This is a genomic window from Kineosporiaceae bacterium, from assembly GCA_016713225.1.
Taxonomy (GTDB): Bacteria; Actinomycetota; Actinomycetes; order Actinomycetales; family Kineosporiaceae; genus JADJPO01.
Map to the genome: position 1 here is coordinate 233580 of JADJPO010000001.1, position 13491 is coordinate 247070.

Consider the following 13491-nt stretch of genomic DNA (forward strand, 5'->3'; position numbering starts at 1 on the left):
CGTCGAGTTCTGGTTGTCGAGTCAGCGAGCCGGCCACCCGGGATGGGGGTCAGTCGCGGCCGTGCCAGGAGTGCCACAGGTGCGCATAGGCACCGCCTGCCGCGACCAGGTCGGCGTGCGGCCCGAACTCGGTGATCACACCATCCTCCATCACGGCGACTCGATCGGCGTCGTGGGCCGAGAACAACCGGTGGGCGATCGCGATCACGGTGCGCCCGCGCAGCACCGCCGCCAGCGAACGTTCCAGGTGGCGGGCGGCCCGTGGGTCGAGCAGTGAGGTCGCCTCGTCGAGCACCAGGGTGTGGGGATCGGCCAGCACCAGCCGCGCCAGCGCCACCTGCTGAGCCTGCGCCGCCGTGAGTTGCCGCCCACCCGACCCGACCAGGGTGTCGAGCCCGTCCGGTAACGCGGCCACCCAGTCGGCGGCGTCCACCGCCACCAGGGCGGCCGTGATCGCCTCGTCGCTCACCTCGCGGTGCGCGGGGCCGTCGTCCCCGGCGCTCGACCGGACGGCGAGGGCCAGGTTGTCGCGCAGGGTTCCGGCGAAGACGTGATGCTCCTGGGTCACCAGGGCCACGTGACCCCGCAGGATCGACAGCGGCAACTCGGCCAGGGCGACCCCGCCCACCCGTACCCATCCGACGCGGGGTGGGTGGATGCCCGCCAGCAGGCGCCCCAACGTGGACTTGCCGGCCCCCGACGGGCCGACCACGGCAATGCGCTCGCCCACGGCGACGTCCAGATCGACCCCGTGCAACACGTCCCGTCCCCCGCCGTAGGCGAACCGGACGTCGCGTGCGTCCAGCTTCTCGCCGTCCGGGACGGCGTGGCTCACCTGGCGGTCGTCCGGGAGCTGGGCCACCCCGAGCAGCCGGGCCAGGGATGCCTGGGCTGCTTGCAGTTCGTCGAGGACCACGATGAAGCGATCGATCGGGTCGACGAGCATCTGGACATACAGCGTCGCTGCCGTGACGTCGGCGAGTGAGACCGAACCGCGTTGGTGGAGAATGCCTCCCAGCACCAGCGTGGCCGCCCCCGGCACCAGATAGGCGAACTCGACCACCGGGAAGAACCGGGTGCGCAGTCCCAACGTGTAGCGCTCGGTGGCGAACGAGGCGGCGCAGTCGGCGTCGATCTGCCGGATGCGATCCGGGCCCAGCCCGAGGGCCTCGATCGTGCGCGCCCCCTCGGCGCTCTCGGCCACGCTCGCGGTGATACGCGAGTACGACATCGCCGAGCGCAGGTACCCGTCCTTGGCCCGGCGCAGGTACCACCGTGCGGCCCACGCCACCACGGGCACCATCGGCAACAAGGCCAACGACACCCACCAGCCGACCCAGAGTGCGGCGGTGAGCACCACCACGGCTCGCACGCCGGAGACCACGCTCTGCGGCACCGCCCACCGGGCGGCCCAGCCGAGTTGATCGACGTCCCGCGAGGTGCGGGTGAGCAGGTCACCCGACCCGGCCGACTCCACCATGCCGATCGGCAGGTCGAGGACGGCGTCGACGAAGTCCTCCCGCAGTTCGGCGAGGATGCGCTCGCCGAACACCTGGGAGGCGTACTGGGCGTACCGGGTCAGCACCGACTGGGCCAACAGGAAGGCGGCCAGCAGCATCACGAGGCGATCGACGTGTGCCGTGGTCGTCCCCTCCTCGACCGCCTCGACCAGGTCACCCAGCAGGCGAGGCGCCGCCAGCGCCGTCAGTGCCGCCGTCAGGTGCACCGCCACCGCACCCCAGAGCAGCCTCGGGTGCCGCCGGATCAGGTCGCCGGCATACCGGCGCACCGCAGCGGCGGTCGCCACCGGCAGCCCCCGGCCCATCGCCGCTGCGCTCATCGGGCTGCCTCGTCGCCCTCGTCCGGATCGCCCACGCTGCGCGTGACCACGGCGCGGTACCCGGCGTGGGTGTCGAGCAGGCCGGCGTGTCGACCGACCACGGTGATCCGGTCGCCGTCCAGCAGGGCCACCTCGTCGGCCACCTCGAGCAGCAGCGGAGAGGTCGTGATCACGATCGTGGTGAGGCCCTGCCGCCGCTGCCGGAGCCGCTGGGCGATGCGGGCCTCGGTGTGGGCGTCCACGGCGGAGGTCGGCTCGACCAGCACCAGTACCGGCGGGTCGGCCAACACGGCCCGGGCCAGCACCAGCCGCTGGCGCTGCCCACCCGAGAAGGTGCGACCACGTTCGGCGACCCGACCGGCCAGGCCCTCGGGCAGCCCGTCGAGGATGTCCAGCGCGCCGGCCACACGCAGCGCCTCGCGCAGGTCGTTCTCGCTGGCGCGTCCCCGCACATCGAGCACCTGGGCCAGGTCGCCGGCGAACAGCAGTGCCGCCGTGTCGCTGACCAGGATGTGTCGGCGCAATACGTTGCGGGAGAGCCGGTTCAGGGGGAGGTCTCCGAGCCGCACGGCGTCGTCCGGGGCGGGGGTGTGCAGGCCGAGCCGGTCCGCCTGGTGGGCGCCGGCGTCCGGATCGGTGGGCACGATGGCCGTCAGGTGCCCTGCCCGGGCGCGAAATCCCGACCACAGGTCGATCAGATCGGCCCGGCCGAGCGTCGCGGGCAGGGCGGTCACCGGCTCGGCCGGCTCGCCGGCATCGGGTTCCAGGTGCAGGACGGCGCAGATGCGTCGCGCCGACACCCAGGCCCCCACCAGCTTGGTGGCGAACTCGATGACCGTGCGCAACGGGATGGTCAGGAAGGAGGCGTAGCCGTAGAAGGCCACCACCTGGCCCGGGCTGAGTCGGCCGCTGACTGCCTGCCGCGCGCTGACCCAGACCACGATCACCACGAAGATGCCCGGCACCAGCACCTGCAGCGCGTCGGTGACCGACTGCACCTGGGCCACCCGGACGCCGGCGCGGCGAACCTGTTGCGACTCAGCGTGATAGCGCGCCGAGAACAGCGGCTCGCCGCCGACCCCGCGCAGCACCCGAAGCCCCGCGACGATGTCGGAGGCGCGGGTCGACAGATCGGCCGTCAGCCGGCGCAGTCGACCCGAGCGGCGTTGCAGTGGTCGCAGCAGCGGGGCGCCGGCCAGCATCAGCAGTGGCATGCCGATCAGCACCACCAGTCCCAGCATCGTCGACGTGGTCAGCAGGATCACCGAGACCACGGCGAAGGCGACGAGGGATCCGGTGAACCGGGGGATCACGTCCATGACGTGCCCGATCTGGGACATGTCGCTCGAGGCGATGGTGACCACCTCGCCCACGGCGACCCGGCGCGGCAGCGCACCCCCGACATGGACGACGTGGCGCACCGTGAGTTGCACCGTGCGGTAGGCGGCGATGAGCCAGTTGGTGATGGCGAAGCGGTGGCGCATCACGCCACTGACGGCCTGCACGATGCCGAGCACCAGCACCAGGCACACCGTGCGCAGCAGGCCTCCGAGATCCTGTCGCGCCACCCCGTGGTCGATCGCCCGGCCGATCAGGGCGGGCATCAGCGCCTGCGCCGACATCCACAGGACGCCGAAGGCCATGCCCCCGAACAGTGTTGAGGTTTGCCCTCGGGCCATCCACCACAGAAAGCGCGCGGGTGACGCGGCGTCGGCCTCGCCGGGGTCGGGGACGGGGAGGCTGCGCACCGTTCCACGGTAGGTCGCCAGATCGTCACGCGGTCAGGAGGAATGGTGAGTCCGGCCACGAACCCTCGGTCAGCGGGCCCACGGCGGGGTGAACGGCTCACCCCCGACCAGGCAAGCCCGCCCGCCCACCGGCAGCACGGCGACCGCCTCGAACTCGGGTGAGCTGCCATCCTCCGGCTGGGCGCACCGCAGCGCGAAGGGCACGCCCGCGGGAACGAGGACCGCATCGCCCGCGGCGACAGCGTGTTCCGTGCCCGCCAATGTGGCCACCGCGGCGCCTCGGACGGCCACGAGCACCTCCTCACGGTCGAGGGTGTGGAGTGCGCCAGGGGTCGAGGAGGTGAGGCGGACCCGCCACACCGCGTTCTCGACGGCGCCGCGGCTCGGTGTCGCGAGCCCGGTGAACACGGTGTCGGCCAGGGTGAAGGTGGGGGCATCGATTCCGGCGATGACAGGCATGGTGGGTGCTCCTTCGATATAGGTAATCTCAGTTCTATAACTAAGGTTTGATATCGTCAACCCGTGCTGCACGACGACCTCGGGATCCGACTCGGACTGGCCTACGCCGCGTTCGTCGACTGGCTCGACGCCGAGATGGCGACGGCTGGTTTCGACGTCTGGGGACGGCACATGTTCGAGGGCGGGCGGGCGGCGGCGACGCTGGAGCTGCCGGGGCTGCACATGACCACCCAGGGGGCGGCGAAGATCCTCGGCGAGATGGAGGCGAAGGGCTACGTCCGGCGCTCACCCCACCCTGACGACGCCCGCGCCCGGCTCATCGAGCTCGCCGACCGGGGCCGGCTGGCGCTCGCCACTGCCCGTGGGCTGCACGACCGGTTCGAGCGCGAGTTGGCCGAGCGCGTGGGAGGCCGGGACGCGCTCGCTCTGCGCCGCAACCTGGACGCCGTCCTCGCGATGGGCTCGGTCGACCCGGCGAGCCGTCTGCTGCGCCCGATCTGAACTCCGGGTCGGGACCGGGCCAGGCGCCACCCGGCCCCGGTCGTTCACCGGGCCAAGCGGGTGAGCAGTTGCCGCCGGATCGCGGGGCGGCTGCCGAAGGTGAGCAGGAACGTCGCCTCGCGGATCAGGCGTCCGGCATGGGAACCGGCCAGTACCGAACGCGATCCCTGATGTGCGGCGAGCGCCGCCGCGGCCCGCATCGCCAGCTCCGAGGCGGCCGCCCGCGCGGACGGCGCGTCGTCCGCCGTGGCCGTGAGCAGCCGTTGCCGCACCTGGTCGAGCTCGGTGGACAGCGTCTCGATGACCTGCCCCTCGAACGGGTCCTCGCCACTCGCGTCGACACCTGCCTCGCGCATCAGGCGGATCGCCCGTCCGGCGGCGCCGACGGCGAGGAACCCGTTGAACGTCACCGACTCGGCGTCCCGGGCCAGATAGGCGGCGTGCGGCTCGATGGTGAGTACTCGCTCGGCCGGGACCACCACGTCGTCCACGGTCAGGGTCACCGTGCCGCTGGCGTTGACCGCGAGCAGCGCGAGGGTCTCGGGGTGCAGCCCGGGGGAGTCGGCGGGCACCAGCGCCCAGATCAGCTGGTCGTCGGCGTCCCGGGCGGCCATCAGCAGCACGTCGACCATGCCCCACCCGGTCACCCAGGGCGCTCGGCCGCTGAACCGCCACGCCCCACCGGGCTCGGTGAGCGCCCGGATCAGCGGTGGTCCGGTGCGGGTGGCGGCCCCGATGGCCAGACCCGCCCGCAACCGCCCCGCAACCAGCTCGGGCAGGTGGTGCTCCACGGCGGTCGAGGCGGCCGAGGCGTTCGAGGCGGCAGCGCTCACCACCGCCCGCAAGGCCCCGCGATGCTGCAACCAGACGAACGCGGCCGACAGGCACCCCCCGGCGAAGGCCTCGACCACCGCGGCTCGTGCGGCGTCGTCCGGTAGGTCGAGGCCGGACAGCTCGGACGGCGCACCCAGGCCGTAGAAACCGTTCTGCGCCAAGGCGTCGAGCAACCTGGCCGGCACCCGGGCGGCGCGGTCGACGTCGATGGCCGCCGGGAACAACACCTCATCGGCCAGTCGTCGGGCTCGCTGCACCACCGCGGATTCCATGCGGTGAAGGCTACGGCGTGCCTCACGGGCGGGGGATCGGCGGCGGGTAGCCTGCGCCCACCATGGACATCACCGACTTCGGTTTGCACCTGTTCTCGCTGGCCGGACGCCGCGCAGTGGTCACCGGTGGCAACACCGGGTTGGGCCGTGCCTTCACCCTCGCCCTGGCCGCCGCGGGCGCCGACGTGCTGGTCGCGGCGTTGGCCCCGGACGACGGCACCACGGCCCGGCTGGTCGAGGCCACCGGGCGCCGCCTGGTCGTCGTCGAGGCCGACATCACGGCCCCGGGCGTGGCCGCCGAGGTGGTGCAGCGGTGCGTCGACGAGCTGGGCGGGATCGACATCCTGGTCAACTCGGCCGGCATCTGCGAGCTCGCCCCGGTCGAGGACTTCGGCCGCGCCCAGTGGGACCCGATGGTGGCGGTCAACCTCACTGCCGCGTTCGAGCTGGCCCACGAGGCGGCTCGGTTCATGATCCCGCAGCGTTCGGGAAAGATCATCAACATCGCCTCGCTGTTCTCCTACCTGGGTGGGCGCACCTCGCCCGCCTACGCCGCCACCAAGGCCGGGCTGGTGGGCTTCACCCGGGCCTACTGCGACGAGCTGGCCGAGCACAACGTGCAGGTCAACGCCCTGGCGCCGGGCTACTACGCCACCGCGATCACGCAGGCCACCCGGGCGAACCCCGAGACCAACCAGCGGGTGCTCGACCACATCCCCACCGGGCGGTGGGGCGAACCGGCCGACCTGATGGGGGCCTTGGTGTTCCTGGCCGGCAGTGCCTCGGACTACGTCAACGGCCAGGTGCTGGTCGTCGACGGCGGATACCTGGTTCGGTGAGCGCCATGACCCAACCCGATACCTTTCCGCCGCCGCCCGCCCGGCTGCCGTCCCGTTCACCGCTCGACCGGACGGCGATCGTCGCTGGGTTGCGTGGCCTGGACGCCGGTGAGGTGGTCATCGACGAGCAGGCGCTGCGCGAGGCCAGCGTCGACCGGTTCCGCAAGTACACCGCGGTGCACGGCCAGTACGCCGGCCCGATCCCGGCGGCGATCGTGCGCACCCGCTCGACGGACGACGTCGCCGCGGTGTTGCGGTTCGCCCACGACAACCTGGTCACGGTCGTCCCGCGCACCGGCGGCACCGCCACCGAGGGCGGGCTGGAGACGATCGTCGAGGACTCGATCGTGCTCGACGCCTCGGGGCTGGACGCGATCCTCGCCATCGACGAGACCAACCTGATGGCCACGGTGCAGTGCGGCGTGCCGCTGCAGGTGCTCGAGGACGCCGTCCGGGCTCGCGGCCTGACCACCGGGCACTCACCCCAGTCCAAACCCCTTGCACAGTATGGCGGTCTGGTCGCCACGCGATCGATCGGCCAGTTCTCGACGTTGTACGGCGGCATCGAGGACATGGTGGTCGGGCTCGAGGCGGTCTTCCCCGGCGGTCAGGTGGTGCGAATCAAGAACGTGCCGCGCCGGGCCGCCGGGCCGGACATCCGCCACGTGATCATCGGCAACGAGGGCGCGCTGTGTGTGGTGACCGAGGTGACCGTCAAGCTGTTCCGGTACACCCCCGAGAACAATCGCTACTTCGCTTGTCTGGTCGACGATTTCGCCGCCGGTGTCGAGGCGCTGCACGACCTGGTCACCGCCGGCTACCGGCCCTCGGTCTGTCGGGTCTATTCCCCCGAGGACGCCCGGCAGCACTTCGCACACTTCCACCAGGGCAAGAACGTCGTCGTCCTGATCGCCGAAGGCCCGAAGCCGTTGGCCGACGCCACCGCCGGCGGCATCGAGCAGGTCTTCGCGACGCGTCCACACACCCCGGTCGACCCGGCGCTGATCGAGGCCTGGTTCGACGGCCTCAACTGGGGTCAGGACAAGATCGACGCCGAGAAGGTGGTGATGCGCGAGCAGGCGCACCTGGGGTTCACCACCGAGGTGAGTTGCGACTGGTCGCGGGTGGGTGAGTTGTACGCCTCGGTGATGCGCCGGGTGAGGGCCGAGTTCGCCCACGCCGCCGACCTGACCATGTTGGGTGCGCACTCCTCGCACAGCTACCAGACCGGCACCAATCTGTACTTCGTGTACGACTACCAGATTCGTTGCGCCCCAGCCGATGAGATCACCGAATACCACATCCCGCTGAACGCCATCGTGGTCGAGGAGGCACTGCGGGTCGGCGGCTCGATGGTGCACCATCACGGTGTCGGCAAGTACCGCACGCCCTGGGTGCGTGAGGAGCACGGGTCGGCCTACTGGCTGCTGGCCGGGCTGCAGCAGCAGTTCGACCCACACCGGATCATGAACACCGGCACCCTGTTCGTGCCGGAGGCTCCGTGACCCGCGGCCCGGGCGATGACGGCCCGCTGGTGCTCGCGATCGACAACGGGTCGCAGAGCACCAAGGTCGCCCTGGTGGACGCCGCGGGCCAGGTGGTGGTCTCGGCTCGGCGCCAGTTGCGTCCCTATGACCACCCGGCGCCCGGGCACGTGGTGCATCCGGACGACGACCTCTGGGACTCGATCGTGGCGGCCTGCCGCGACGTCTTCGATTCCTACAGCGGTGATCTCGCCCGGATCGTGGGCGTCGGGCTGTGCACCATCCGGTTCTGTCGGGCGCTGCTGGACGCCGACGGTCACTTGGTCGAACCGTTGCTGAGCTGGATGGACGTCCGGGTCGGACGCCAGGTGCCCACCCTCGCCGAGGGGGGCGATCCGCGCGTGAGCCGGGTGGCGGCGTCCTCGGGGTACATCACGCACCGGCTCACCGGCGCGTTCACCGACACCGCCGCGAACTACCAGGGCGCCTGGCCGTTCGATCTGGCGGCGATGGCCTGGTCGAGCGATCCGGCGGCGTTCGCGGCGCTCGGCATGACCCGGGCGATGCTGCCCGAGCTGGTGCCGCCGGGCGCGCGGTTGGGTGGGGTGACCGCCGAGGCGGCTGCAGCCACCGGCATCCCCGTCGGACTGCCGGTGTTCGCCACGGCGAACGACAAGGCCGTCGAGGCTCTCGGCTGCGGATTGCGCAGCCCCGGCACGGCTCTGCTCTCACTGGGTACCTACATCGCCGCGATGACCCCGGGCGCCGCGCAGGCGAGCAGCGATGCCTACTGGGTGAACACCGCCGCGGTGCCGGGGGAGTACCTCTACGAGTCCGGCGGCATCCGGCGCGGCATGTGGACCGTGGGCTGGTTTCGTGACCTGGCGGGGGTCGACCCGGGCGACGAGGACCTGCTGAACGCCGAGGCGGCGGCCGTGCCCCGGGGGTGTCAAGGACTCCTCGCGGTGCTCGACTGGCTGGCGCCCACCGAGGCCTCGTTTCGTCGGGGGGCTCTGGTGGGCTTCGATGGCACCCAGGGGCGCGGCGCCGTCCATCGCGCGATCCTCGAGGGCATCGCGCTGACCATGGCCGGCCACCTCGAGGTGATGGAAACGGCTCTGGGGCGATCGTTCTCGACCATCCTGGTGAGCGGCGGCGGGGCCAAGGCCGACCTGATGATGCAGATCCTGGCCGACGTGTTCGCGCGCCCGACCCAGCGGACCGCTGTCGCGGACGGTGCGCTGCTGGGCTCGGCGATCTGTGCCGCGGTCGGGGCCGGCGTCCACCCCGGCATCGATGCCGCGGTGGCCGCGATGGTCGAACCGGGCGCGGTGTTCACGCCCGATCCGCAGGGCATGGCCGAGTATGCGGCGGTGCGGACGGTGTACGCGCGACTGCACGAGTTCACTGATCCGCTGTTCCGCTGGACGGTGGCGCGGGATTCCGGACAGGGTGTGACGCATGACCGATGAGGTGTTCGCCGACCACTACGCCCCGCTGGGTGAGTTCACGGTCGGCCGGCTGACGCAGATCGAAGAGCTGGTGCGCTCGATCGTGCCGGACGTGACGGCAGTGATCGCCTACGGCATACCGACGTTCCGGTTGAAGGGGAAGAACTTCGTGCACTGGGCCGGGTTCGACAAGCACGTCGGCTTCTATCCCACGCCGCCGGTCATCGAGCACTTCGCCGACGAGTTCGGTGACCGCACCTGGGCCAAGGGCTCGGTGCAGTTCCCGCACACCGAGCCGCTGCCGCTCGACCTGATCGAACGCATGATCCGCTACCGCCTCGAACTGGCGACCTCGAGCCCCCGCTGATCCGGCGAGCTTTGTGGCTTTGACCACCGACTTCGGTGGTCAATGCGACGAAGCCCTGGGGGCCAGGGTCACCCTGCAGGCGTATCGACACTCTGGGTAGCTCAGTCGTAGCTTTGAGTCATCACCGGTGCGCAGCCAGCAACCGGGTGGACGCGGAGGTGGCCCTCGCATGGCTCGACGGACGCCGTCCGCACGCGTCCGTCGAGCCGCCACCGCGCCGGGCTGATTCGCCTGATCATCGATCCACACCATCGGGCTCTACCTGTTGGGTTCGGCGATGGTCGGTGTGGCGGCCTTCCCCAAGTCGCCGCTGTGGGTGCTCTTCCCGCCCGCGGTGATCTTCGTCGCCGCCGGCTTCGGCTGGATCGGTTGACGAGGGCGAGCGGGATGCGGTGGAGAACACCGCTACCCCGCCGTAGCTGATGTGTCACAGTGACTGGCGTTCGCGGCGGAGTCGACCGGGGAGGCTGTCATCGCGCTCGTGATCGGGCTGTTGCTCGCGGTGGGTGCCGGCTTCGGCTGGCTGGGACTGCTCGGCCTGGGTGCCCGGATCGAGCGCCGGCTCACTCCCGCTCTCACCCCGGGCCCGGCCTCGGGCCGCCGCGTGACGTTCACCGGCACCACGAACGCCGCCGAGCCGATGCTGTCGCCGGTTTCCCGCCGGGCGTGTGTCTGGTGGTCGTGGTCGCTGCAGGAGCGCTACCGGGGCAGCGCGTCGTCCGAGCCACGTTGGCACGAACGCGCCGGCGCGACGTCCGGCAGCTGGTTCGACCTGACCGATGCCGGCATGCGGGTGCAGGTCGATCCCCGCGGGGCCACGGTCACCGCGACGAACACCACGCTGGCCGCGCACGAGCTCGGTGGACTGACCGTGCGGCAGCTCGCGCAGGCCAGCCAGGGCGAGGTGCGGTTCGTGCGCCGCCACGAGCTACCGGCCCGGCAGCCGATCGCGCAGCTGGATGGCGACTGGCGCCTCCTCGAGACGATCATCGGCCCCGGCGAGGATGTGTGGGCTTGCGGCACCGCGGGTCAGGTTCCCCCGCCGGACGACGGCACGCTGCTGCGCACCGCGCCGCGATTCCCGTTGCTGCTCTCGACCCGCGGCGAGGTTCGCGGGCTCGGTCCGCTGCGGGAGCTGACCGCGCTGGGTCTGGGCCTGGGCGGGGCCGCCTGGACGGGCGGCGCCGTGCTGGCCGGGGGCTGGTTCCGGGACGACGCCACGCGGCGTCCGGGGCTGGTGGCGGCGTTGGCCCTGGTCGCCCTCGCGGCCGTGATCGGGGCCGGGATCACGGCCGTGCGGCGATCGCGAGGTGGCTCCCCGTCGCCGCAGTCCCCGTCGCCGCCGGGGCCTGGTTCGATCGGGGTATGACCTCCGCTCACGAAGCCGACCCGGCAGCAGGCGGCACCACCGCGTTGCTGCGCCTCGATGGCGTGCACGTCGGGTACGGGTTGCCGGTGTGCCCGCCGGTGAGCCTGGTGGTCGAGCCCGGCGACCTGGTGGTGATCGTCGGCGCGAACGGCACCGGCAAATCGACGCTGCTGCGCACCGTGGTCGGCCTGTTGCGGCCGTTGGCGGGCACGGTCGAGGTGATGGGTGGGCCGGTCGACGACCGCACCCGCCGGTTCCGCTCGCATGTCGCGATCGACCTGGGTGAGGAGGCGTTCTTCCCGACGCTGACCGTGCGCGAACACTTGCTGCTGACCTGCGCCGGTCATGGTGTGGCCGACCCGGACGGCGTGGTCGAGGCCCAGCTCGACGACTTCGGGCTCATCGAGCGCGCCGATGCGTTGCCGGCGGCGTTGTCCTCCGGCCAGCGGCGGCGACTGCTGCTCGCCGCCGCCTTCGCCCGGCCGCGGTCGCTGATGATCCTGGACGAGCCCGAGCAACGACTCGACACCGCCATGCGGCACCGGTTGGGGGAATTCCTGATCGACGAGCGGGACGGCGGGGGCGGCGTCCTGATGGCCTCGCACGACCCGCAGCTGGTCGCCCGGGTGGCGACCACCGTGGTCGCCATCGCCGAGCACGCGGTGCAGGTGCTGGACGCCGCCGGTGGCGCCGACCTGATCCGGGCCGAACAATGACGGCCGGGCCATGACCGTGGTGCAGGTGGAGCCGCCGTTGCCGACCGGGACCGAGATTCGGCGCTGGACCCGGCGCAGTGGGCGTCGCAACGTCGCAGCCGGCTTCACGGACGTGTTCGGCGACCTCTACATGGTCGGTGTCGCGGTGCTCATGACCTCGGCCACCGTGTTCTCGCTGGCCGGTCGGCTGGCCCCTGGGGACGCCGTCGCGGCACCGGACACCGCGGCCGGCCCCTGGTTGGACGCCGGGTGGCTCGCCCTGCTCGCAGCCCTGGCCGCGATCGGTGCCCTGGTCGGTGTGGCGACCCGCTTGGGGCCATTGGCCGTGTCGTCCGCCGAGTCGGTGTGGTGGCTGTCGCTGTCGGTCGAGCGGCGCACCTTGTTGCGGGCGGCGGCCTGGCGTTGGCCAGGGGGCGGGGCACTGATCGGCGCGGTGACGGGAGCCGCGGTGGGTCTGGCCTCCGGTGCCGCGCCGTCGGGCGTCGTCGTGGCAGCGGTCACCGGTGGTGCGCTCACGGCGTCGGCGATCGAACTCGCCGGGCTGGCCCAGCCGCGTCCCGACGTCCACCGGATGATCCGTCGGATCGCCGACCTGATGGTGATGGCCACACCTGCCCTCGGGGTGCTGGTGGCGCTCGCGGCCCGGCCGGCGCCGCGGGTGTCCGGTGGCCTGGCCGTGGCAGCGGTGGCGTTCAGCGCCCTGGCGGCCGGCCTGATGGTGCGGTGGGATGCCCGGCTGGATCGCGTGCCCGGGGTGAGCCTGCGCAGCCAGGGTGCGAGCGCGGACGAGGCGTTGGTCGCCGTCCTCTCCCTCGATCCGCGCGGCCTCGGGCGGGCGCTGTCGGCCCGATCCGAACCGGCACAACGCCGAGCGCGTTGGCTGCTGCGGTCGGTGCCGTGGGTGGCGCGCCGGCCGAGGTGGGGGCGGGTCGTGCTGGTCGTGGTGCTGGCCGAGTGGGCGCTGTTCGTTCGCACCCGGCGGTACCCGGCGCAGCTCGCGGTGGCCGCCTGTCTGCCCGCCCTGCCGTTGCTCACGCCCACCCCTCGGACGTCGGTGGTGGTCGCCGCCACCATGGTGGGGGCCTATCTGGCGGCGCTCGCCACCGTCGACGGCATCCGGCGGGCGCAGCTGGTGCCGGCGCTGAACACGATGTTGCCGCTCGGTGAGGCGGGCCTGCGCCTGGCCCGGCTGGTGGTGCCGGCGGCGGTCATGGCGTTCTGGGCACCGGGGGTGATGGCGTTGCTGGCCTGGCGCTTCGGCGACCTCGCCGGGCACCTGTCACTCGGTCTGCTGGCCGCCCCGATGTGGGCTGCCGCGGCTGCACGTGGTGCCTCGCGTCCGATCCCGGACTTCTCCGGACCGTTGATCATGACTCCGATGGGGGCGATCCCCCCCGGTCTGTCCGCCGTGGTCGCCCAGGGCCCCGACCTGGCTGTGGCGGGGAGCATCCCGGTGATCACAGCCATCGTGACCGGTCACGTCACGCCGTCGATGCTCCTGCTGCAAGCGGTGTTCACCGTCGTGGCTCTGTACGTCGCCGTCCGCTACCCGCGCCCCGACCCCCAAACCTCGCGGTGATCATGCAATCCGTGCACGCTTGTGAGTGGTTT

12 protein-coding genes are annotated in these 13491 nt (G+C 72.0%); 8 read left to right on the forward strand and 4 right to left on the reverse strand.

The window, feature by feature from the left end:
- Window positions 1-49: 49 nt before the first annotated feature.
- From IPK24_01000 to IPK24_01010, 3 genes are all read right to left on the reverse strand, one after another.
- Complete coding sequence (locus tag IPK24_01000; GenBank protein ID MBK8074150.1) at window positions 50-1825, reverse strand: ABC transporter ATP-binding protein; 1776 nt, start codon at window positions 1823-1825, stop codon at window positions 50-52.
- Between the two features lie 11 nt (window positions 1826-1836).
- Window positions 1837-3519, reverse strand: a complete 1683-nt coding sequence (locus IPK24_01005) for an ABC transporter ATP-binding protein (protein MBK8074151.1) — start codon at window positions 3517-3519, stop codon at window positions 1837-1839.
- 138 nt (window positions 3520-3657) lie between these two features.
- Complete coding sequence (locus IPK24_01010) at window positions 3658-4047, reverse strand: cupin domain-containing protein (protein MBK8074152.1); 390 nt, start codon at window positions 4045-4047, stop codon at window positions 3658-3660.
- Window positions 4048-4110: 63 nt separating this feature from the next.
- Here IPK24_01010 and IPK24_01015 point away from each other — a divergent pair, with 63 nt between their 5' ends.
- On the forward strand, window positions 4111-4548 hold the full coding sequence (locus IPK24_01015) for a hypothetical protein (protein MBK8074153.1): 438 nt from the start codon (window positions 4111-4113) through the stop codon (window positions 4546-4548).
- Window positions 4549-4592: 44 nt separating this feature from the next.
- Here IPK24_01015 and IPK24_01020 read toward each other — a convergent pair whose 3' ends face one another.
- A complete protein-coding gene (locus IPK24_01020; protein MBK8074154.1) occupies window positions 4593-5654 on the reverse strand; it encodes an acyl-CoA/acyl-ACP dehydrogenase in 1062 nt (353 codons plus the stop codon).
- Window positions 5655-5716: 62 nt separating this feature from the next.
- Here IPK24_01020 and IPK24_01025 point away from each other — a divergent pair, with 62 nt between their 5' ends.
- From IPK24_01025 to IPK24_01055, 7 genes are all read left to right on the forward strand, one after another.
- A complete protein-coding gene (locus IPK24_01025) occupies window positions 5717-6493 on the forward strand; it encodes an SDR family oxidoreductase (protein MBK8074155.1) in 777 nt (258 codons plus the stop codon).
- 5 nt (window positions 6494-6498) lie between these two features.
- On the forward strand, window positions 6499-7998 hold the full coding sequence (locus IPK24_01030) for an FAD-binding oxidoreductase (GenBank protein MBK8074156.1): 1500 nt from the start codon (window positions 6499-6501) through the stop codon (window positions 7996-7998).
- A gap of 26 nt (window positions 7999-8024) precedes the next feature.
- Window positions 8025-9449, forward strand: coding sequence for a sugar kinase (locus IPK24_01035; protein MBK8074157.1), 1425 nt, complete (start codon window positions 8025-8027; stop codon window positions 9447-9449).
- Entirely contained in the window at window positions 9439-9795 is a 357-nt protein-coding gene (locus IPK24_01040) for a DUF1801 domain-containing protein (GenBank protein ID MBK8074158.1), read from the forward strand. The genes IPK24_01035 and IPK24_01040 overlap by 11 nt, the downstream gene beginning before the upstream one ends.
- A 481-nt stretch (window positions 9796-10276) precedes the next feature.
- Window positions 10277-11164: a hypothetical protein gene (locus IPK24_01045; protein MBK8074159.1), complete on the forward strand. Its 888-nt coding sequence runs from the start codon at window positions 10277-10279 to the stop codon at window positions 11162-11164.
- Window positions 11161-11880 carry an ABC transporter ATP-binding protein gene (locus tag IPK24_01050; GenBank protein ID MBK8074160.1) on the forward strand — a complete coding sequence of 240 codons (720 nt, stop codon included), beginning with the start codon at window positions 11161-11163 and terminating at the stop codon, window positions 11878-11880. The genes IPK24_01045 and IPK24_01050 overlap by 4 nt, the downstream gene beginning before the upstream one ends.
- A gap of 10 nt (window positions 11881-11890) precedes the next feature.
- Complete coding sequence (locus tag IPK24_01055) at window positions 11891-13459, forward strand: hypothetical protein (protein MBK8074161.1); 1569 nt, start codon at window positions 11891-11893, stop codon at window positions 13457-13459.
- Window positions 13460-13491 lie beyond the last annotated feature (32 nt).

Coding starts and splice junctions, on each gene's coding strand:
- IPK24_01055 (MBK8074161.1), top strand. CDS start 11,891: ATGACCGTGGTGCAGGTGGAGCCGCCGTTGCCGACCGGGACCGAGATT.
- IPK24_01025 (MBK8074155.1), top strand. CDS start 5,717: ATGGACATCACCGACTTCGGTTTGCACCTGTTCTCGCTGGCCGGACGC.
- IPK24_01050 (MBK8074160.1), top strand. CDS start 11,161: ATGACCTCCGCTCACGAAGCCGACCCGGCAGCAGGCGGCACCACCGCG.
- IPK24_01005 (MBK8074151.1), bottom strand. CDS start 3,519: ATGGCCCGAGGGCAAACCTCAACACTGTTCGGGGGCATGGCCTTCGGC.
- IPK24_01020 (MBK8074154.1), bottom strand. CDS start 5,654: ATGGAATCCGCGGTGGTGCAGCGAGCCCGACGACTGGCCGATGAGGTG.
- IPK24_01010 (MBK8074152.1), bottom strand. CDS start 4,047: ATGCCTGTCATCGCCGGAATCGATGCCCCCACCTTCACCCTGGCCGAC.
- IPK24_01030 (MBK8074156.1), top strand. CDS start 6,499: ATGACCCAACCCGATACCTTTCCGCCGCCGCCCGCCCGGCTGCCGTCC.
- IPK24_01040 (MBK8074158.1), top strand. CDS start 9,439: ATGACCGATGAGGTGTTCGCCGACCACTACGCCCCGCTGGGTGAGTTC.
- IPK24_01000 (MBK8074150.1), bottom strand. CDS start 1,825: ATGGGCCGGGGGCTGCCGGTGGCGACCGCCGCTGCGGTGCGCCGGTAT.